The following is a 20,043-nucleotide window of genomic DNA, read 5'->3' on the forward strand; positions in this document are numbered from 1 at the left end:
CACTCATCACTTATCACTCATCACTCATCACTATTTATGAATATACTAATACTAGGGTCGGGGGGGCGTGAACACGCGTTTGCGTGGAAAATGGCGCAGAGCCCACTTTGTGATACGTTGTTTGTAGCACCGGGTAATGCGGGTACTTCACAGGTGGCAACCAATTTGCCTATTTCTTACAATGACTTTCCGGCAATTGCCAAATCGGTTCGTGAACACAGTATCGATCTACTCATCGTTGGTCCTGAAGAACCGCTCGTGAAGGGTATTGTCGATTTTATACGTAACGAGCCGGATTTAGCCGATTTACGTATCGTGGGTCCAGATGCGAAAGGTGCTCAATTGGAGGGAAGTAAAGATTTTTCCAAGCAGTTCATGGTACGTTATGGAATCCCCACAGCGGCCTCGAAAACCTTTACGGCCGATACGTTAGAGGAAGGATTGGCTTATCTGGAAACGCATGCACTTCCGGTTGTTTTAAAAGCCGATGGGCTAGCCGCTGGTAAAGGGGTTATTATTGCCGAAACGCTGGCAAGTGCTCAGGCTGCTCTTGATGAAATGCTGGGTGGGCAGAAGTTTGGCGAAGCGGGCAACAAAGTAGTTGTGGAGCAATTTTTGCGTGGCATCGAGTTATCCGTTTTTGTCTTGAGTGATGGCGAAAACTACAAAATTCTGCCCGAAGCCAAAGATTACAAACGTATTGGCGAAGATGATACAGGTCCTAATACAGGCGGCATGGGGGCTGTATCGCCAGTGGTATTTGCCAACCAAACCTTTCTGAAGAAAGTTGAAGAAAAAGTAGTGAAGCCAACACTGGAAGGTTTAAAGCAGGAAGGGATTCGATACCAGGGATTTATATTTGTTGGATTAATGAAAGTAAATGGTGAACCCTACGTTATTGAATATAATGCACGTATGGGTGATCCGGAAACGGAAGTAGTGCTGCCTCGTATTCAAACCGACTTTGTTGAGCTTATGGTGGCTACAGCAGATGGAGAACTGGATAAACTCGACGTACAGGTATCGGCTCAAACGGCTGTTACTACTGTATTGGTATCGGGCGGTTATCCTGGAGATTATGAAACGGGTAAGCTTATTTCAGAATTAGATCGTCTGGAAGACGTAATAGCCTTCCATGCCGGAACACGCACTAAAAATGATAACGTGTTAACGAATGGCGGACGCGTACTGGCTATAACGGCACAGGCCAATTCGCTCGAAAATGCCGTCCGAAAGTCGCAGGAAGCGGCCCGGATGGTGCAATTTGATGGAAAACAGTATCGCCGTGATATCGGGGTCGACTTGATACGGTATGCTGACTAACTTCAGAGTTATAAAGTTGTAAGGTTATATAGTTAAAAAGTTAACGAGCTTATTTTGAAGGAATAACTATAAAACATTGCAACATTACAACTCTATAACGATATATCTATATGAGTTGTAAATCCTGCGCAACCGGCGGGTGTGGTACTCAAAACGGCGCATCGAACGGGCAGAAAACAGCTACGGCAGGGTGCGGCAGTGGAGGATGTAGTACTGGTGGTTGTAATAAATTGAATTCGTTCGACTGGCTTAGCGATATTGCGATGCCGGGTATGAAACGATATGATGTAGTTGAGGTGAAATTTAAGGGTGGTCGTAAGGAATATTACCGAAATGTCCACCAGCTTGATCTGACAACAGGCGACTACGTAGTGGCCGAAATGCAATCGGGTTTTCATATCGGGGCGGTATCATTACAGGGCGAACTAGTACGTTTGCAGGTGAAAAAACGGGCTATCAAAATTACCGACGATACCAAAGTTATTCACCGCATTGCTACGCCAAAAGATATGGAACGGCACGAACAAGCCGTTCTGCGAGACCTGCCGGCGCTCTATCGTTCACGAGAAATTATTCGTGAATTGAAGTTGAGTATGAAATTGTCGGATGTTGAATTTCAGTCAGATAACAGCAAAGCAACCTTCTACTATTCGTCGGAAGAACGAGTCGACTTTCGGGAGCTGATTAAAATGCTGGCCAGTGAGTTTAAGGCACGTATCGAAATGCGCCAGATTAGCCTTCGGCAGGAAGCGGGCCGATTGGGTGGTATCGGCTCGTGCGGACGCGAACTTTGCTGCTCTACCTGGCTTACCGATTTTAAAAATATCGCTACGTCGGCTGCCCGTTATCAGAATCTGTCGCTGAATCCGGCAAAACTTTCTGGCCAATGTGGTCGGTTGAAGTGCTGTCTGAATTACGAGCTCGATACGTATATGGACGCGCTACGTGATATTCCAACTATCGATAAGCCGCTGGAAACGCAAAAAGGCAAGGCATATTTGCAAAAAACAGACATTTTTCGCAAGCTGATGTGGTTTGGCTACGGAGCCGAAAGTACTTGGCATGCGCTGGCGATCAGCCGTGTACTCGAAATTGTTGAGTTAAATAAACGGGGAGTAATTCCCGAATCGTTTGACGTACTGACGCCCATCGGCGAAAAAGAACCTGTTATACCTGCTTCGCTCAATAGCGATCTACAAAAGTTGGACGCGAAATACACTTCGCGGTCGGCTAAAAAGAAAAAGAAGAAGCCGAAAGGCAACTAACAATAGCTTGATTAACGAAAAAGGTAGCTCATGAGCTACCTTTTTCGTTTTTTAGGTGGTTTGATAGAAACGAAAAGCGGCTAAAAAAGCGAAAATCAGGCTTAACGTAGCGACTTAAGGAAGGCAACAGAAGTTTATAGCCAATCTATGACAATGCTTTCTTATGAATTCCATCTGACTGAGTATAAGTAACAGGCTTACCGAAGTTTCGATAAAAAAATAGTTGACAGCGTCTAGAAACGGGATAAGGTGTAATAAAGGGTTAGATCGACGTTGTGTGAAACGGTTGTTGGATTTGCGTTGGTGTTGAGTCCCAACGTTCGAAACTCGTAGTTCAGTGCCAGCTTATAACCACGGGGTAAAAAGGTCTTTTTCAGGAATTCGATACCCACAGATGCACGTGGATTTACGGTCAGAAGGAGTGATGGTTTAGTATTGGGTAGGAGGGTAAGGGCGTGATTTTCATAGCCTATATGCAGAGGAATTCTAATGTTAAATCCTCCGCTGAAAAAAAAACCAAACCGATTGGTTGAAAATTTAGCGGTTGGTTTGCTCGTTGGACTCCAAGTCAGTTTGGGAAAAATAGCCAGCGTACGCAAATCGAAGTTTTCGAGTCGTTGACGCGTGTTACCAGCACCCATAGTTGTACTGTAAAGCTCTTTTGAGTATGTAATCTCGGCCTCATATCGCAACGGGTAATTCCACCGAAAACGACTAACGCTAAAACCCGCCGACCAACCATAACGATCCTCATCGTTTGGAAACGTATAAAGCATAGCATCAATGGGTTGACTGTTGATCGAAAAGCTAGGTTTACCAGCCAGATTGACTCCGCCAACAAGCCCAACATCCCAGAACCAATGTTCGGGGTGTACGTCGATGTAAGCTGCAGTAGCCGATTTTGCAAAATAACCCCGACTTATTCCGGTGTTCTGTAGCTTACGAATTTGTAATTGAGGCCAGAACCGGCGCATGGCTGCGATACGATTCCTGAAAAAAGGATGAGTAGAGCTATAGACTGTATCAGGGTCGACAAATTCGCGTATGTAATCTGTATTAAAGTCTGCGGCAAAAGCATCAAAATCAAGATTCTTTTCTTTGAGTGATAGGAGCCAAAGACCAAAGAAATCGGCCTGAATCTCTTCGGCATGACGGTTTGATACTCTATAACGGCGGGAAATCCGGTTGGTACTTATGGCATCTGTTCCGTGTAATTCAGTAAATACGGCCTCGCCGTCGGTGTTTTTTAGATGTCCGAATACGTGATGGCCAATTTCGTGGGAGAGAATGTGCAGATCTATTTTGGTAATTGGCCCGTCTTTGCGGGTTATTCCTTTCAGAAACACATTATTGTAAAGAATCAGCGGTACATCGGCCGTTCCTTTCCCGAGTAAGTCGGTTGGGCAATTGCGGGCTTCGGGTGGCCCACAACCGGCTTCTTTTACCACAATAGTATCGGTATATTTTAATGAACTGTGCTGATGAACAAGCTTCAGCAGGTCAGCTACGACTTTATTCGCTATTTCTTCGTTGGGCAAAAATTTTCTTGGCCCTTTTCCCAGCACCGTGCAGTCGCAAGGTCGTTTGTAGGCTGTATCGGCAACGGCAATCGGGATGGATTTAGGCTTTGATTGCGCAAAAAGTTGCAGACAGAAAATGAGGAGAAAGGGAGTGGATAACCAGAATTTCATGAATAGTGGGTTAAAAAGGATTTGGCGAGTTTTCGCACTCATCAAAGATAAATAAACCCTTGTTTGACCGCTCTATGGATAACTTATGTTCTTTGGAATCATACCGCAGTTTCGCATCCTGAATGTACAACGTATCACGTTGATTCTGAATGAAAACGCTTAACGTATCGTGGCAATAAATATATGATGCTACTACGTTCTGTTTGGGATTTACGATCCATTTTGTTGGTAGCTCACCAATGGGCGTATCACGTTTCGAGTAACCCTGCCCATTTGCCGACGTAGTCGTATCGCCCGGAAAAAGGTAATTGTTTTCGAGTTTAACGAGCTGTGGTTCTTTGGGTTGAATAATTACCCAGATAATATAGCCAAGCGTTAGACAGACAATGAGCGAAGCTGCCACGGCGAGTGCCGGATTTTGTTGAACCCAAACGGTATAAAACGGTTTTTTTTGAATAATTGGTGCTTCTGACAGGGCATCTTCAAAAGCGGCCCAGAGCTGTTCGTCTTCCCGTTGTTGTAGAGTATCGTTGAGTAGCTGATACGTAGCAACTTCATCCGAAAATGTTGGGTCATTTTTCAACAAGTCGAGATATTGCGCGTGTTCGGCGTCGGTTAGGATTCCGTTTTCCTTCTTCTCAATAAGTTCGTGTCGGTCGAGGGGAGTCATCGCAGCCAGAAAGTTAACTGTTGTTGTGTACCTTGTTCACGAATGCAGATTTCCAGCGTTTTACGACATTTTTCTACCTTTCTGTAAAAAACAGGCGGTTCAATTCCGAATTGCCTGGCCACTACGTTTATCTTGTCGGATGAGTCGTCGAGATACAGACGGGTCAAAAATTTCTGACACTCGTCCGACAGTTTTTTAAAACAGTCCTGAACGATAGTCGATAACGCTGTGCGTTCCTCTTCCAAAGGCTCGTCATCATCCGAATCTGATTTCGCCTGATGTTCAATACGTTCGGAATCCGCTTTCTCCGGCGATTTTTTTAAGAATTTAGAAACGAACCGACTTTGCTTCACAAACGCAATCAACGTAGTACTTAACGAGGCTTCGGCGCCTACGTTACTTTTTTGATCGTCAGGCTTTTTTCGTTTTTTGAGCAAGTCGTCATAAACTTCCATTTGCGCCTGTTCGTAGGCGTTCTCAATCTCTCCCGAATCAACTCCTTCTTTCAAAAGTTGTTTGTAGAGCCAATGCCGCAGATTTTTCATTGCATCGGCAATAAATGCTCCGGCGGTGTCTTCGTCAGTAAAGAGAAATGCGTATAAATCAATCTGTTGTAACAGAAAAGGTTTGCATACTTTCCAGCGTATTTCGAGCTGCTGACCTTCAAGTGCAAACAGTATGACTGGTTTGGTCGATTTTGCTACGTGGGCAACAACGGTACGTAGTGTTCGCCGGGCAATGGCTCTTTTATCTTCTTGCGTACACTTATCCAGCAGTCGTTTTAGCCGAATAGAATCTGGCATTTGGGCGAATGAATCCATTTGCCGCAAAATACCTGCCTGCCAATGTGTGTCGGCCTCTACTACGTCAATAGGCTTTTGTCTGGGCAAAGCTAATTTCCAGGCACAAGCATCAACCAACTTGGTTAGAATAGATGGATAATTGACTTCAAACTCGTTGGAAATGCCTTTTAGATTTTTCAGAATAAGGCCTAATTCACTCAGTGCAGTTAGTCGGAGTCGCTGCGCATCAATGTCACGTAGATTCTTCCGTTTTTCGATACGTTCCCGAATTTGTGGTTCAAAGAAATCGCTTACCTGTTGGGCAAACGTAGCGTTAGTTTCTGACTGAGCATGCCGGATAATTTCGGTAAGAGTTATACGATTGGCCAACGTGTTGGTTGAAAATAGGGTGGATTTTCAGGGTTAATTGAGCCATTGTGACCATTTAATTTGCCACCAGATTTTCCAGCGGTTTAAACGGCCAATTGTATATTCACAACTGATGCATTGGCTAAACTGATCGTAAACCCGCTCTGCTTTGTCAGGTTCTCCACTTTTCAGATACGCCACTGCCAGATGCCATTGGGCAGCTTCACGAAAATACGGACGGATGTCGGTTACACGTAAAACCCGTTCAAAATTTTCGACAGCCAGCGCATATTGCCCTTCTGTAAGATGGGTTTGTCCTTCGAAAAACTGACCGAATACCTGATTTTGGTCATTTGTGGTGCTATCATCTGATAAACTTCGCGTTACGTTGATGTCGTTTTCGGAGTCGGGAAATGAAATGGGCATCAGCGATAAATACAAGATCAAGATAAAACCGGCTGAAACCAGACTCGACACGGAGCGTTTGACGAGCCGTATCCGATTTATTCGCTGGCGATTTTGGGCCTGAAGTTCTTTTAAGGTGGATCGGGTATTCTGCTCCAGCAATGCTTCCTGCATAGGTTGAGGTGAGTGGTCTAAAAAAGCTTCCTGTATAAGTTGATGTGTGCGTTTTAGCAAGTCGACCTCTTGTCGTAAAGAAGGATCGGATGTTAATTCGGCTTCGAACGTAATACGCTCGTCACCAGCCATCTGGCCGTGCAGGTAACGTTCTATCCATTCATGTTCCTGTTGTTTATCGGTTGGTCGTTTCATGGTGTCATTAGTTTGCGAAGCGACTGAATACAACGATATTTTCGGGTTTTAGCGTTGTCTTCAGTACCTAAATTGAATTCCTGAGAAATCTCAAGCATTGATTTACCATCGATATAAAAAGCTTTCAATATCTGCTGGCACAAATTGCCTAGCTGATTAAAGATGGCTTGGCCCGACTGAATTTTCTCTACCTCTATCAGTTCATCTTCAGGGCTGGGCATGTCATCTTCCTGGCTCGACTGTTTCTGGCCGTACTGATCGATACGCCGATCGTGTGCTCCCTGCCGACGTAGTTCCTTGAGCCACATTGTGTGCGCAATCTGATAAATATATGTTGTCACTTTCACGTCGCTACGTAGCAGGAATCGGCCCTCCCACGTATTGCGAAGGAACGCCAGTATTACGTCCTGAAATAAATCTTCGGCATCGGCCAGATTTCCCTGATTGAGTGTCACCAGATGCGTAATGCTACGTTGGCACTGCGCATACAGAAAACGAACAATGTCGTCGACGGTGGCTGATTCGCGACTTTGTATGCCATCAAAAATTTGCTTATCGGTAAAAAATCTTGCCATGAGGAAGGCCGGAATGCTTTATGAATATATACCTATAAGCTAACCAGAGGTAACAATAAGAAACAGCTCTTTTGGCTGGAAATAAATGACAGACGAAAAAAAATGAAAAATAAGTAAGGTCAGACGCGAAAAAATGGGAAAAGGCTCCGTAAAGGTCCGGATCCAGTGGTGGGATTCAGCTTGCCGAACGCCAAACTCCTATTTCCGATGCGTACTAGCCTTCTCAAATCACTCACGGCCTTAACCGTACTAGCCTGCCTTTCATTGACTGCCTGCCAGCCTGAACCTGTTCAACCCAAACCCAAAGCACCAGCTACGTATCTAGAAGATGGCGACGATCAGCCTCCCAAAACCGGAAGTGGTGGCGGTGGTGGAACGCCTGGTTGATTTTTAGGTATGAAACCCCACAGCAGCGGCCGACCGTTTTCCTACAGGGGAGGGATTTAAGACGGTCGGCCGCTGCTGTGGGGTTTCATACCTAAACTACCTTGAATTGTTAACAGAAGGCCAGTATAAAATCATTTTGTTGATACTGCTTTTTTTTGTTTTTTACTCTTTAGCCAACGTAGCACATCCGCTCGTTGCCAGATGAGTAGCGCACCGATAAGCCCAGCGATGACTATCCACCAGATCGGCTGAGACCAGTAATTACCAGCCATCACGGCATCGCGTTGTCCAAGCAGAGTATAATTAGCCCAGTAATAGGGGTGGTTATATTTTGCTCGTAAGGGCGATTCAAAGAAATCCTGACGGGCACGTTGCAACGCTATATCGACCGGCATTCCTTCTGATACGTAATGATGGAGCCGGATGCTTAGAAATGAGGTCGTTTCGTCATTTGCCTTCCAGAGCGTAGTAACCACGGCAGGACAGCCAGCGTAAGCAAATGCCCGCGCCAACGAAAGTATTCCTTCGCCTTTCATGCTACGTCCCGAACCTGTCTCACAGGCACCCAACACAACCAGTCCAGTGGCCGATAGGGAGAGATTATAGATATCGTCGGCATACAGTTTATCGGATTCGCCCGGATAAAAAGCAATGTATGAATTGGCTGGATTTACGTCATCAGTGGCGGCATGGGTGGCGAAGAAAATAATATTACGTTCCAGATTTGTTTTCAGGAAATTCGCTAAGCTGGCGGATGAACCGAGTAATACGTCGCCCCCGATAGTGCGGGCTTCTACTTCGCTCGATGCTAGTGTTTGCGTGTTCCCCTGTCGGTTGGCAGCCTTCCCAACGGCCAGAGGGCGTGCAAATGGCGCGATTGTCAATACTGGATTTAGCGAAATTGGTCGGGAAGTGGGAGCAAAAACCGACTGAGCAGAAAAAGAATACGCAATCGCCATGTGCTTATACAAATAATCTTGCGCCTGTCGGCCCGTTTCCAGTACTTCGAACGGTAAAAAATTGAAACTCCAGTCGCGACAAACAACAAGCCTTGTTTTTCCTGTCAACTTTGCCCGGATTGGTTCGATACACGTAGCGTAGATTTCGGCTGCATAGGCGGCTCCTTCATATTGTCGCAGAACCGGATCGGTATAGAGTTGCTGTTTCAAACGGGCAAGCTGCTGGTCGAATCGGGCGGAGTTGAGCGGTTTCCGAATTACATCGATGGATTGGTTCGTGGCTGTCAGAATATACAGATTGTTGCCCTGCCGCACATACGCTACGTAGGCCGTTTGTGGATCGAGTTTCTGTTGGAGATTCTGCGGGGTTAACGTATTCGTCTGATAATTAAGTTGATAATAAGCAGGGTAATCCTGCCGGAATGTTTCGACAAGTTGATGCCACTGTATCTGTTTGGCCGTAAGTTCATCGCGTGCCGTAGAATCGGTAGGCGGTTGTTTTTTGAGATAACTAATCCGCGTTTTTAACTGTTGCTCCCGATCAAGGAGTGTGGCCGGAATAGTTTGGGGTTTTATGGTATTCAGATGAAGTGCTTCGCGTAAACTGCCTGCCTGCGCTTCTTCAAAAAACTGGAGCAGTATTGCCCGTAATTCCGCAGTAGGTTGTTGTTGGTACGCATCGAATGTTGTCGCAATTGCGTTTGGCATCAGTTCATGCTGCTGAGCTGAAAAAATTACCTGCGACTGATCGGTATCGATACCATGCCGGATACGTTGCTGAAGACTTATCGCAAACCGATACGTAGCAATAGCGGCCTGTTGATACGTTCGGTCGGGAGTTGCTTTGTAAAGCTTTGCGAGCAGATTGGCTTTGTGAGTGGCGGCTGACAAAAGCGTCGATTCGTCGGAAGAATTCTCTGGTGATGGATTTTGCCAGTAATGCATAAGGCGGGACGTATCACGACAAACAGCCCGGAGAGCGGCCTGATAAACGGCTAATGCTTTTTCTGGTTGTTGCTGTGCTTCGTAAATTTCGCCCTGCTCAATCAATACGCGAGCCAGTAAACCTCCCAAATGTTGCGGTTGTTTCTGGTTTAATTGCAACGCCCGTTTTATATATTGACTAGCAGTAGGCAATTGATTAAGAGCCCGATAACACGTACTGATCATGCGCCAGAGATGAATCTGGTCGGAAGTGTAGTCGGTTGTGTGTTTCCCGCTACGTAGCGTGTGCATAAGCTGTTCGGCCTTAGAATAGTACGTGAGTGCGTCCTGAGTCCGGTTTAGCTTATAGAGCGCCCAGCCGATTCCGGATAAGGTTTTACACTTTTGTAAATCCTGCTTATGGTAAAACTGATTCGCGAGTTGGCGGTGGTTTAGGCTATTGTTGAGTTCGCCCATCAAATCACAACATTCGGCAATGTTACTTTCGATAAAAGCAATGTCTTCCGCCCAATTATAGGACGTAGCAACTTTACGCGCTCTATCGAGATAGGTCAGGCTTCTGGAGTAATTTCCCAGTTTAAAAAACCAACTGCCCTGATTGTTGAAGTGATATAATACGTATAAAGGTATTTGCGCTTCAATACGTGGATTTTGTTCCAGCAATACGTCGGCTTTTCGGAAATAATATAAGGCAGAATCCTGACGATAGAGCGGAATATAATACGTTCCCAAACCGGAGAAAAGCTTGAAACGAACAGAGTCGGGGGCCGATTTAAGCTTGCCGATGTGATTCAGTCCGCGTATGCAACGGTCGGTTGCTACGCGATTATGCCCTTTCATGTAATCTATACTACTAAGATCAACACAAAGGTTTGCGGCCCGAACCGGATCGGAATGGCGAACAAGTTCATACGCCTTTTTGTAGTACTTAGTTGCTGAGTCGTACTGGCTTTCGGCATACCAGTCTTCGGCACGCTGACGATACTTATCAGACAACGCCACCTGTGACCAGCCCATTTTCGGTAGGCAAGCAATCAGCAAGAAACCAAGAAATCGAGACACGGTAAAAAGAGGAAAATCGTATTATTATTTGTAGCTGAGCGCTACGTCGTAAGCTCCGGAATTATCTTTTTGATTGTTGTCATTCATATTGAAGGTTATATCCATATACTGAGCCCCGGTTGTTGGAATAGTACATTCTTTGCCGCAATATGACCAACGGGTTTCATTATTGATCCGATAAATTAGAGCAGCATGTAGGAACTCTGGAACAATATTAAGCTCAGGAATAGGAATATCTAGTAGACCATTTTTGCCCTCAGGACCACTAACTCCAACAAAAAGGCCTGTGGTGATAAATCCAGATGCCTTAACATTTATTTCACCTTGTTTATCTAACCGGATCGTTTTAGTTAGCTGTGTGCTTACTTTTAAACTGGTTGGCAGAAAGCTTATTCCGGCTAAATCTCTACAACTGGTAATGTATAGTTTATTGATTTGTAATGAATCGGATAGTGATAGTTTAACGCTCTGATTCGCATATAATCGAGACATAGCCGACCCCGATTCAGTAGATGTAGTCATGCCCAGATAAAGTCCGGCGTGATAAGCGATGGCTTTCATTAAGGAATTTTTGGTCCACTCGAATGTGTCGCTTAGTAAAATCGTATAGGTTCCGTCACTTTCTTTTTGAAGCCCACCTGCCACGGTTGGTATACCCTTTACCAGACCTATTGTAGTTTCATCAGTTGGTGAAGGTATTTGAGATTGGTCAACAAACTGAACCTTGAGAATAGCTCCATAGGCCAAATCTAAAAAACCAATTCTAGGGCAAGCTTTCTGCCATAAGTCAAAGCCTGCTTTTATAGCTTCCCGCTGCCCCTCATTGTCCATCTTTGTATAAATATTGACGAGGTTATATCGGATAGCACACTCAGCCGAAAGTCGTTGCGACGTAGTACTTTGACTCCCACTTACATAAGCCACTTTCGATGCTTCGGGCGGAATAACCTGAAACTGACAGCGGAAGAATAGAGTCGATACTAAAAAGATAATAAGAAGTGTGGAAGTAGCTATTTTCGACATAGTTACTCGGTTAATGTTAAGAGGAGTAGCTTCGAGAATAGTAAAGTTAACGATACGACGGCTTGTCGATACGTTATTTTGTTCATGTGTTGAATTTATACGCAGTACCGTAAATTCAAGTAACCTGTGCTTTTTATTGATTTATAATAAGGTAGAAAAATAGTCTTTACCGTTTGATTTATGAACGCATAAATGCTGCTACGTAGGGTAGCAGATAAGAGATAAAACAGAGACGTAGCGTTTAAAAATCGCCGGAATAGAACGGGCTAAATACGTAGTAACTGCTGTCGCGCTTGCTACGTTTGGGGTCGGTTTGGATGCGCAAAACAAATCGGTGTGAACGCTTGGGGCCGTATGCCCATTCAAAAAAAGGTCGTTCGTGGGTATATAGTTTGTCAACTTCGCGTATATGAACGCCTTCAATTTCTTCGGGAGTTACAGCCATACCGTTGATAAACAGATCTATATCCTGAGCGTATTCATCATAAAGTTTTAGATAATCCTTTTTGGTACGTGTTACAAACGCTTTTTTGTTACTAAAAAACGTAGCTTCTATCAGGTCGTTCATGGAAAAACTTTCCGAATTCCCAAGTGGGTAATCTGAGGTAGCATTAACTAGCAGAAACTGTTTCCATCGATGACGTAGTAGCGATTCAGTTTGAGTTTTATGCGTAGTACTTATAAAAATCCGATAGCGTTCAGGGTATTTTTCAGATCCGGGTACCCTGTCCCATTTTTGGTGAACGGCTAAATCGTTGATTTCCTCAAACGTTATTGTCGACAGCGTCTGCGTAGGTTTTTCATCCCCATTTACAAACAATTTCACTTGTTCGCTATTCGGCAGTTTCAGGGCCAGATGATTGTCGCGCAGATATAAAATGGCGGGGTAATTTCTGAGCAGTTCATCCATTACAGGCGATTTACTTTCCATGATTTGGTCAGAAACTCGTAAGCTCGATTGCATAAACCAGCATTTTTCGAGTTCGGTAATGCGTTGTTGCGTTGTATTCGTTGCGAGCTTGTGCTGAGCATACTCTGCTTCTTTATGCCGACAGGCAAAAATCATAATTGCCAGCAAAAGCCCCCACACTACGTAACGCCAGATGGCCATAATGCCCGAACGCTGCCCGTTGATCATCGCAATACGTTGATGAAGGCCAGTACCGCCAAAGTGATTGGTGAAAGAATACATGAAATTCTACTCTTTGATTGTGTAAATCAGGATGGCCGAGGTAAAAGCCGCTTTCGTGTCTGGATGATAGCTGAATTTTTTGACGACGGTTTGTATCTGGCTGACCTTCAGTTTGCCGATCATTTCGGGCGTAGCCGCTTCATTGTTGACAAAAACGTTTACATCACCTAATCTGTCATCAATAGATACGGAACCATCGCCATTGGTAATCAGGCCACTGCTTCGGGTTGTTTTATTTTTGAAAAACTCCTGTCCATACGTAGCAGCTCCTGCGCCATGCTCTTTTAGTTTTTGCGTACCTTCAGAAATCTGATAATCTAACCGATGCCCTTTCACAAACTGTTCTGTCTGTTGCTCGTCTTCTGCCGCTACTTTACGGAGTGATTCGGGGAAATTTTCTTTATAAACGTCGAGGTGCCCTGTTCCTCCTTCACCTGCATTTTTACCAATTCCAACGTAGCCAGCAATGGTTTTAATAGGCTTGTTGTCATTATCTAATTCTTTGTTCTTAGTGCTACCGCCACGCTCACGTAGCACGGTGAAGACGATTCGGTTTATATACGTATAAAGAGGATCATACTTGATTTCGTTGAGTTGCATCGTAATCCCCTGTTTGGCAAACTCCTGCCGCATAACCGCAAAATCGTCGAATGTGGTTTTAGGTGTCACAATCCAGTATAAACGATTGCCTTCATACACCATAAACCGGGACGGTGCCAAACGGGCTGAATCAATCTTGATGGGTTGAACAATAGAGTCTTTCGGGGTTGAGTGCTGCGTAGCAGATTCAGATGATACGTTTGCTGGTAACGTAGCAATGGGTGTGTTTTGGCGGACTGCTGACTCTACAGATGGCGTAGTTCTTTCCTCCTGACTTGGTTGCTCTGGCAGTTCAACTACAGCCTTTATTGTTTCGGCAATGGGTTTGGGAACGTAGCGGGTAACGGCCTGAATATGTTTTGGACGGGCAAAAGCCGACGCTATGGTCAGAGCCGCCAGCAGAAAAACAGGATACTTTAGCCACGTAGCACTGGATGATTTTTCCTGATTCAGCATAGCAATTCTGGACTTAAGCTGCGACTTGCTGAAGTGATTTGTAATCTTCGACGAATCGGCCAACAAACTAACCTTCACAAGATTGTATTGGTATGTTTTCGCGTCGACACCTTCCTGCAAAACAACATAATCGGCCCGAAATTCTAGGGTTTGATGAAGTAGCTGGCGGAATAAATAAGCCGCTGGATTGAACCAGAAAACGGTGCAAACCAACTCCGTTCCGAGCATATCGAGAGTGTGGCGTTCCCGCACATGTACCCGCTCATGCCGAAGAATTTGCTCCAACTCACCGGTTGTATGCTGATGCATGTTTAACACAACCCAGTTGAAAAACGAAAAAGGCGAATCTACCTGCTCAGTATGAACCAGTGTGAAATCGTCGTACGATTCGTGAACGGAAGACCGAATTAGCTTACGTAGTGAAAGTAACTGAATACCAAAGCGAAGGAGTAATACCAACACTCCTGACAGATAAACTGCAACCAGTCCTAATTGCCAGCTCCAGACGAATCGTTTCGGCTGATTCTGAAAGGCCTGATACGTTTGTTGATTAGGAAACGTAATGGTAATGTTAGGTGGAGCTGGTTTAGGCAGTACGTGTGGAACGACTACCTGCGCGGTTCGATGCATCACACTACGTACGCGCTGCGGTCGCCAGTCTGGTAGCTCCAGCAGAGGTAAAATCAGAGCCGCTGCCAGCCCGAGCCATAAAGCCAGCCGATTGGCACCGAAAAACGTCTCGCGACGTAGTAATATATAAAAAGCAAGGCTTACCACGGCCAGCAGACCATTGGCTAGTACTACGTAGCGAAGGGTTTCCATACCGCTATTTTTTTTGTTCGATCATTGCCAGAATCTCCCGTAACTCATCGGCCGAAATTTTTTCTTTCTGCGCGAAATAGCTCACCAAATTTTTATACGAACTATCGAAATACTGATCCACCACTTTTGTCAGAACGAACCGATTCTGATACGCTTCTTTGGTAATAATGGGGTAGTATTCGTGCGTGTTTCCGTAAGCCCGGTGGCCGATATAGCCTTTTTCCTCCAGATTGCGAACAATTGTCGATACCGTATTATAATGTAACGGTGGGTCAGTAAACTGCGGAACCATATCCTTTACGTAACCCTGTTCCATTTTCCAGAGTACCTGCATCACTTCTTCCTCTTTGGCTGTTAGCTTTTCCATAAAACAAAGTTTAAAACTATTTTTATCGTTTACAAACTATTTGCGTAGTTTTTACGATTTGAAAAGCCAGCCCGCCTATTGTAGCTTTGTGAGCTAGTTACAGACATTATGAAACAATGGATTGTTGGGTTATCGCTATTGCTGTTAGCTGTTGGTTGCGATACGAATGCTGTTTATAAAGAATACGCCGACATTGAGGGCGGCAAGTGGTACATTAAAAATGCGCCCTCGTTCACCTTCGAGATTGCCGATACAACTACGTCCTATAATATTTATTATAACCTGCGTAACAGCCTGTCGTATGGTTATTACAATTTGTATCTGACTCGTTATCTGCGTGATGCGTCGGGAAAAGAGATCGAATCGCGATTGGACGAACTCATTCTGATGGACCCAAAAACGGGTAAACCCAATGGCGATGGTCTAGGCGACATTTTTGACCATAAATTCCTGATGAAGCGCAATTACCGTTTTCCAAAAGCGGGTAAATACACGATGGAAATTCGGCAATATATGCGGCAGGACCCACTGCTGAATATTCTGAGTGTAGGCATCACCGTCGAAAAAGCCGGACCGGCTCATTAAAAGATATATGATGTAGAATGTATGATCTATACTTGAAGCATTTTACATCATATAGCCTATATCATACATCCTCTCTAATGCTTCTGGAAGTACTACGTAAAAATCGAGTCTTTTTTATCCCCTATGCGTTTTTGCTGGTAGTGGTGGGCATTTTGCAGATCAATTATTCGCAGGAACAGTTGATGCAATGGGTTAATGTACGTAACAGTCTGGCTGCCGACTGGATTTTTCCATACATCACATACATGGGCGATGGCGCATTCTACGTAGTGGTTTGTCTGGCGCTTCTGGCTTATAATCGGCGAATTGGTTTTATGGCGTTCGCCAGTTTTGCGCTTTCGTCGTTGACCTCGTTGTTTCTAAAAACGGTCGTTTTCCCAAATTCGCCCCGGCCGCTACGTTACTTTGAGCACTCGACTTTTGAGTACCATATTATTAAAGATCTGGACATATATAGCTACAACAGTTTTCCGTCGGGGCATACCACAACGGCATTTGCCATGTTTGTTTTGCTGGCGTTTCTGGATAAAAACAAGCGTCGTGGCTGGATTTTTTTGCTGCTGGGTGCCATAACGGGCTATTCACGCGTGTACCTGTTTCAGCATTTTGTTGAAGATGTATACGTAGGTTCGCTGGTTGGTACTATTTCTTCGTTACTTATTTATGTACTGTTGTGGCCTTGGGTAATAAAGAAGTAAAATTAAGCGGCATTTAGAAAACCTTTTGGCTACCTTTGTTATGGCCTCCCGCGAACCAATGTCGGCAGGGACTCGTTACTTCATAACTGACTACAACCAACGCGCTTCGACAACTCTCTCATGAGCGACGCTATTAAACACGAATGCGGGATTGCCCTGATTCGGCTCCGCAAACCGTACCAATATTACCTCGATAAATACGGTACCCCGCTCTACGGAGCGAACAAGCTCTACCTGCTAATGGAGAAGCAGGTGAACCGGGGGCAGGATGGCGCCGGGGTTGCCAATATCAAAATTGATGTCCCCTATGGGCACCGCTACATCAGCCGCTACCGCTCCGTTGACCAGCGTCCGGTGACGGATATCTTCGAAAAAGTCAATAAAAAATTTCGTAAGGCACTCAAAGGCAATAAAGACAAGGCCAAAGATGCCAAGTGGCTTCAGGAGAACGTAGCATTTACGGGCGAGGTCTGGATGGGCCACCTTCGTTATGGTACGCACGGTTCTAACGAAATAGAGAATTGCCACCCAATGCTACGTCAGAGCAACTGGCGGAGCCGGAATCTGGTAGTTGCCGGCAATTTCAACATGACAAATGTTGATGAACTATTTGACAAACTGATTTCACTGGGCCAGCACCCAAAAGATAAAGTTGACACCGTAACGGTGATGGAAAAAATCGGCCATTTTCTGGACGAAGAAAACCAACGGGTCTTCGAACGTTTTAAAAATATTTACGAAAATCCTGATCTATCGGATATTATTGAAGATAATCTGGATTTGAAGCGTGTACTACACCGTTCGTGCCGTGATTTTGATGGCGGTTACGCAATGGTTGGCATGACGGGATACGGTGCTGCTTTTGTGGCTCGTGATCCGGCAGGTATTCGTCCGGCTTATTATTATGCTGATGATGAGGTTGTTGTAGTAGCATCGGAGAAGCCGGCTATCAAAGCTGCCTTTAATGTTGATTACAGTGCCATTCAGGAAGTACAACCCGGTCATGCACTGATCGTCGATAAATACGGTGAATACCTTGAGCAGCAGTTTGTACAGCCTATCGAGAAGAAACCCTGTAGTTTCGAACGGATTTATTTCTCACGGGCTACGGATCCAGATATCTACAACGAGCGTAAAAAACTTGGGAAACTGGTGATTCCGCAGGTTCTCAAAGAAATTGATTACGATCTCGAAAACACGGTTTTCTCCTATATTCCGAATACGGCAGAAACCGCTTTTTTCGGTATGGTAGAAGGTTTGGAAGAACACCTCTATCGGCAGCGGAAAAAAGCGATCATGGAAGGGATTCTTTTTGAGGAAGAACTTGACCGTGTCTTGTCGTTCCGGCCACGTATTGAAAAACTGGTATCGAAAGACGTAAAGCTTCGGACGTTTATTGCCGATGATGCCCAGCGCGACGATATGGTGTCGCATGTGTACGACACTACGTTCGAGGTTATCAAAAAAGGTAAAGATACCGTAGTGGTGGTTGATGATTCGATTGTTCGGGGTACTACGCTCGAAAAAAGTATACTACGTATGCTTGATCGGCTGGGACCTAAGAAAATCGTTATTGTCTCGTCGGCTCCGCAGATTCGTTTCCCCGACTGTTACGGCATCGATATGTCGAAATTCAAGGAGTTTGTGGCATTTCGGGCGGCTCTCGAATTACTACGCGACCGTGGGCAGGAGTACTTATTGGAAGAAGTGTATGCCCAATGCGTGGCAGCTATTGAATCGGGTAATGCCAACCAGCAGAACTATGTAAAAGCGCTGTTCGACGTATTTACGGATGATGAAATTTCTAAGAAAGTCGCGCAGATTATTACCCCTCCCGATCTGAAAGCCGAAGTTGCCGTTGTTTATCAAACGGTTGATAATTTACATCAGGCTTGCCCAAACCATTCGGGTGACTGGTATTTTACGGGAAACTATCCTACGCCGGGTGGTAATATAGTTGTGAATAAGGCCTTCGTTAACTTTATGGAAGGTAAGCTTGTAAGAGCGTACTAACGTAGTAATATAAAAATTAAAACGGTCGAAAATGAGTCAGCTAATGACCATTCTCGACCGTTTTAATTTTGCACTTTTTTTATTTCGCCCAGATTAGCGCATTTATATTCGCACCGATTTTTTTGCCTTCAATCAAACCCGTTTCGTTATCCTGTTTTGTATGAATATTTCCATAGAAACGAGAATCAGCCGATTCCTGCGCTGATTGAGCAAGTGAGGTAAACGAACGGGCTTTAAATTCGATATTACGTAGCGGATCTCTCGGCCGACCCACGTGAGAATCGTCAGTAAATGCGAAATTATCGCCGTAAATAGCCTCAAGAACGGTTGCAGCCGATGAGGATTGTGTTGCATGACCTGATGGATAGCCAGGAAATGGTGGTGCTGGCCAGAAAGGTATCCAGGCTGGGTCAATGGCTAACCGAACATAGGTATAAGGGCGAAGATTGTTGTATGCGTACTTACAGCGCCAGCATAGAATAAAAGCATCGTGTACGGCAATACCTGTGCGGGCAAAGGTTTCGACGGCCTTAGCTAACGTAGCGTTTGACGTACGTACGGCAATGCGGCCCAGACTATATGAATGACCCGGAGGAGTGAAGGATTCGCCGGGGTTATCGGACCACCAGAGTGCAATTTCCTTTTCGGTTGGAGTAAGGCTCTTCGATTTATTATACACATCCAGATATTGCCCGAAAATAGCCGATTTTACATCCGTGGAGTGTGGCAGCGGCTTAGGCATGGGTAAGTCATTATTCGCCTTTACAAACGTCCGAACAGTGCCCCAGTAGGGCTGCATTGGAATCTTCTGCCCATTTTCGGTTGGTTGCCAGAAACCAGCCCCTATCGGTACCGTAAAGCTGGCTGGGAAATTACGCGTGTACCCCTCGTGTCCACCGTCTGTTTTCGACCATTCGAACAAAGCGTCAGCAATTTGCTTTCCGAACGTTACCGATCGTTGATTGACAGCATCATCTGTGTCCTTAAACTCAGTATGTAGCGCCGTTTCAAGCGAGTCTAGCGTGGTTTTATTGGCGGCATTTGTAGTTGGGAACAGATTTTTAAGCATAGCTGCCTCAGCGGCATTTGTACTCAGCGCCCAGTTATAAGTTTGCCCTGCTTCAGGCTGTGGTAGCGTAGTTAAACCCTGAAGTTGCCCCGCCAGCGATTTCCGGGTTGAAATGCCCGGTACAGCGGCTTCATACATCGCTAAACCTGCATAAGCAAACGCCCTTGCGGCAACAACAGGCCCAAAACCCGGTGTTGTTTTCGACAGTTTTAGCTGAAGAGCTGACCACTTCATGGCTACATCACTGTTATATAACTCTGTTGCTTTACCATTCGCCGTTGGCACGCCTGGCTGAACCGGATCAGTTGGTTGCTTTCGGCAAGCTTGAATTAACGTAAGCAGCATAGCCATAACGAGTATGCTACGTTGATTTCGTTTGCTTCCAGATGTAGTGTATTTTCCAGAAAGAGGAGAAG

The 20,043-nt window shown here is 45.2% G+C and carries 17 protein-coding genes; 6 read left to right on the plus strand and 11 right to left on the minus strand.

Going from position 1 to position 20,043, the window contains the following annotated elements:
• Positions 1–36 precede the first annotated feature (36 nt).
• Both purD and ACYVD4_RS27105 read left to right on the plus strand, forming a co-directional pair.
• Positions 37–1,323, plus strand: a complete 1,287-nt coding sequence (purD, locus tag ACYVD4_RS27100; RefSeq protein ID WP_460951016.1) for a phosphoribosylamine--glycine ligase — start codon at positions 37–39, stop codon at positions 1,321–1,323.
• Between the two features lie 110 nt (positions 1,324–1,433).
• The gene (locus ACYVD4_RS27105) at positions 1,434–2,588 is read left to right on the plus strand and encodes a PSP1 domain-containing protein (RefSeq protein ID WP_460951017.1); all 1,155 of its coding nucleotides are present in this window, start codon (positions 1,434–1,436) and stop codon (positions 2,586–2,588) included.
• Between the two features lie 233 nt (positions 2,589–2,821).
• On the opposite strand, the gene ACYVD4_RS27110 is transcribed toward ACYVD4_RS27105, so the two are convergent.
• From ACYVD4_RS27110 to ACYVD4_RS27130, 5 genes are read right to left on the minus strand one after another with little or no spacing between them, the layout of a single operon-like run.
• Positions 2,822–4,279: a M48 family metalloprotease gene (locus tag ACYVD4_RS27110; RefSeq protein WP_460951018.1), complete on the minus strand. Its 1,458-nt coding sequence runs from the start codon at positions 4,277–4,279 to the stop codon at positions 2,822–2,824.
• A 10-nt stretch (positions 4,280–4,289) separates the two neighbouring features.
• On the minus strand, positions 4,290–4,949 hold the full coding sequence (locus ACYVD4_RS27115) for a hypothetical protein (RefSeq protein ID WP_460951019.1): 660 nt from the start codon (positions 4,947–4,949) through the stop codon (positions 4,290–4,292).
• Positions 4,946–6,121, minus strand: a complete 1,176-nt coding sequence (locus tag ACYVD4_RS27120) for a hypothetical protein (protein WP_460951020.1) — start codon at positions 6,119–6,121, stop codon at positions 4,946–4,948. Before ACYVD4_RS27120 ends, ACYVD4_RS27115 begins: the two co-directional genes overlap by 4 nt.
• Positions 6,122–6,154: 33 nt before the next feature.
• Positions 6,155–6,874, minus strand: coding sequence for a tetratricopeptide repeat protein (locus ACYVD4_RS27125; RefSeq protein ID WP_460951022.1), 720 nt, complete (start codon positions 6,872–6,874; stop codon positions 6,155–6,157).
• A complete protein-coding gene (locus ACYVD4_RS27130) occupies positions 6,871–7,449 on the minus strand; it encodes an RNA polymerase sigma factor (protein ID WP_460951023.1) in 579 nt (192 codons plus the stop codon). Before ACYVD4_RS27130 ends, ACYVD4_RS27125 begins: the two co-directional genes overlap by 4 nt.
• Positions 7,450–7,656: 207 nt before the next feature.
• On the opposite strand from ACYVD4_RS27130, the gene ACYVD4_RS27135 reads away from it, so the two are divergent.
• The gene (locus tag ACYVD4_RS27135; protein WP_460951024.1) at positions 7,657–7,836 is read left to right on the plus strand and encodes a hypothetical protein; all 180 of its coding nucleotides are present in this window, start codon (positions 7,657–7,659) and stop codon (positions 7,834–7,836) included.
• A 131-nt stretch (positions 7,837–7,967) separates the two neighbouring features.
• Here the strand turns inward: ACYVD4_RS27135 and ACYVD4_RS27140 are convergent, their stop codons facing one another.
• The 5 genes from ACYVD4_RS27140 to ACYVD4_RS27160 all read right to left on the minus strand — a co-directional run bounded on the left by ACYVD4_RS27140 (position 7,968) and on the right by ACYVD4_RS27160 (position 15,262).
• The gene (locus ACYVD4_RS27140; RefSeq protein WP_460951025.1) at positions 7,968–10,802 is read right to left on the minus strand and encodes a CHAT domain-containing protein; all 2,835 of its coding nucleotides are present in this window, start codon (positions 10,800–10,802) and stop codon (positions 7,968–7,970) included.
• Between the two features lie 24 nt (positions 10,803–10,826).
• The gene (locus ACYVD4_RS27145; RefSeq protein ID WP_460951026.1) at positions 10,827–11,825 is read right to left on the minus strand and encodes a matrixin family metalloprotease; all 999 of its coding nucleotides are present in this window, start codon (positions 11,823–11,825) and stop codon (positions 10,827–10,829) included.
• 241 nt (positions 11,826–12,066) lie between these two features.
• Entirely contained in the window at positions 12,067–13,017 is a 951-nt protein-coding gene (locus tag ACYVD4_RS27150; RefSeq protein ID WP_460951028.1) for a hypothetical protein, read from the minus strand.
• A gap of 6 nt (positions 13,018–13,023) precedes the next feature.
• The gene (locus ACYVD4_RS27155; protein ID WP_460951029.1) at positions 13,024–14,895 is read right to left on the minus strand and encodes a M56 family metallopeptidase; all 1,872 of its coding nucleotides are present in this window, start codon (positions 14,893–14,895) and stop codon (positions 13,024–13,026) included.
• Positions 14,896–14,899: 4 nt separating this feature from the next.
• Positions 14,900–15,262 (minus strand): BlaI/MecI/CopY family transcriptional regulator, encoded by a 363-nt coding sequence (locus ACYVD4_RS27160; RefSeq protein ID WP_460951030.1) that lies wholly within the window; start codon positions 15,260–15,262, stop codon positions 14,900–14,902.
• Between the two features lie 108 nt (positions 15,263–15,370).
• On the opposite strand from ACYVD4_RS27160, the gene ACYVD4_RS27165 reads away from it, so the two are divergent.
• The 3 genes from ACYVD4_RS27165 to ACYVD4_RS27175 all read left to right on the plus strand — a co-directional run bounded on the left by ACYVD4_RS27165 (position 15,371) and on the right by ACYVD4_RS27175 (position 18,558).
• Positions 15,371–15,847: a gliding motility lipoprotein GldH gene (locus tag ACYVD4_RS27165; protein WP_460951031.1), complete on the plus strand. Its 477-nt coding sequence runs from the start codon at positions 15,371–15,373 to the stop codon at positions 15,845–15,847.
• A 77-nt stretch (positions 15,848–15,924) separates the two neighbouring features.
• Positions 15,925–16,545, plus strand: a complete 621-nt coding sequence (locus ACYVD4_RS27170; RefSeq protein ID WP_460951032.1) for a phosphatase PAP2 family protein — start codon at positions 15,925–15,927, stop codon at positions 16,543–16,545.
• Between the two features lie 120 nt (positions 16,546–16,665).
• Entirely contained in the window at positions 16,666–18,558 is a 1,893-nt protein-coding gene (locus tag ACYVD4_RS27175) for an amidophosphoribosyltransferase (protein WP_460951034.1), read from the plus strand.
• A gap of 79 nt (positions 18,559–18,637) precedes the next feature.
• On the opposite strand, the gene ACYVD4_RS27180 is transcribed toward ACYVD4_RS27175, so the two are convergent.
• Positions 18,638–19,978, minus strand: a complete 1,341-nt coding sequence (locus tag ACYVD4_RS27180) for a vanadium-dependent haloperoxidase (protein ID WP_460951153.1) — start codon at positions 19,976–19,978, stop codon at positions 18,638–18,640.
• Positions 19,979–20,043: the final 65 nt, after the last annotated feature.

The sequence above is a fragment of the Spirosoma daeguense genome, assembly GCF_054776875.1.

Excerpts from the sequence above, each read along its gene's own strand:
- purD (WP_460951016.1), top strand. The coding sequence starts at position 37 with ATGAATATACTAATACTAGGGTCGGGGGGGCGTGAACACGCGTTTGCG.
- ACYVD4_RS27105 (WP_460951017.1), top strand. The coding sequence starts at position 1,434 with ATGAGTTGTAAATCCTGCGCAACCGGCGGGTGTGGTACTCAAAACGGC.
- ACYVD4_RS27110 (WP_460951018.1), bottom strand. The coding sequence starts at position 4,279 with ATGAAATTCTGGTTATCCACTCCCTTTCTCCTCATTTTCTGTCTGCAA.
- ACYVD4_RS27115 (WP_460951019.1), bottom strand. The coding sequence starts at position 4,949 with ATGACTCCCCTCGACCGACACGAACTTATTGAGAAGAAGGAAAACGGA.
- ACYVD4_RS27125 (WP_460951022.1), bottom strand. The coding sequence starts at position 6,874 with ATGAAACGACCAACCGATAAACAACAGGAACATGAATGGATAGAACGT.
- ACYVD4_RS27130 (WP_460951023.1), bottom strand. The coding sequence starts at position 7,449 with ATGGCAAGATTTTTTACCGATAAGCAAATTTTTGATGGCATACAAAGT.
- ACYVD4_RS27135 (WP_460951024.1), top strand. The coding sequence starts at position 7,657 with ATGCGTACTAGCCTTCTCAAATCACTCACGGCCTTAACCGTACTAGCC.
- ACYVD4_RS27145 (WP_460951026.1), bottom strand. The coding sequence starts at position 11,825 with ATGTCGAAAATAGCTACTTCCACACTTCTTATTATCTTTTTAGTATCG.
- ACYVD4_RS27150 (WP_460951028.1), bottom strand. The coding sequence starts at position 13,017 with ATGTATTCTTTCACCAATCACTTTGGCGGTACTGGCCTTCATCAACGT.
- ACYVD4_RS27155 (WP_460951029.1), bottom strand. The coding sequence starts at position 14,895 with ATGGAAACCCTTCGCTACGTAGTACTAGCCAATGGTCTGCTGGCCGTG.
- ACYVD4_RS27160 (WP_460951030.1), bottom strand. The coding sequence starts at position 15,262 with ATGGAAAAGCTAACAGCCAAAGAGGAAGAAGTGATGCAGGTACTCTGG.
- ACYVD4_RS27165 (WP_460951031.1), top strand. The coding sequence starts at position 15,371 with ATGAAACAATGGATTGTTGGGTTATCGCTATTGCTGTTAGCTGTTGGT.
- ACYVD4_RS27170 (WP_460951032.1), top strand. The coding sequence starts at position 15,925 with ATGCTTCTGGAAGTACTACGTAAAAATCGAGTCTTTTTTATCCCCTAT.
- ACYVD4_RS27175 (WP_460951034.1), top strand. The coding sequence starts at position 16,666 with ATGAGCGACGCTATTAAACACGAATGCGGGATTGCCCTGATTCGGCTC.
- ACYVD4_RS27180 (WP_460951153.1), bottom strand. The coding sequence starts at position 19,978 with ATGGCTATGCTGCTTACGTTAATTCAAGCTTGCCGAAAGCAACCAACT.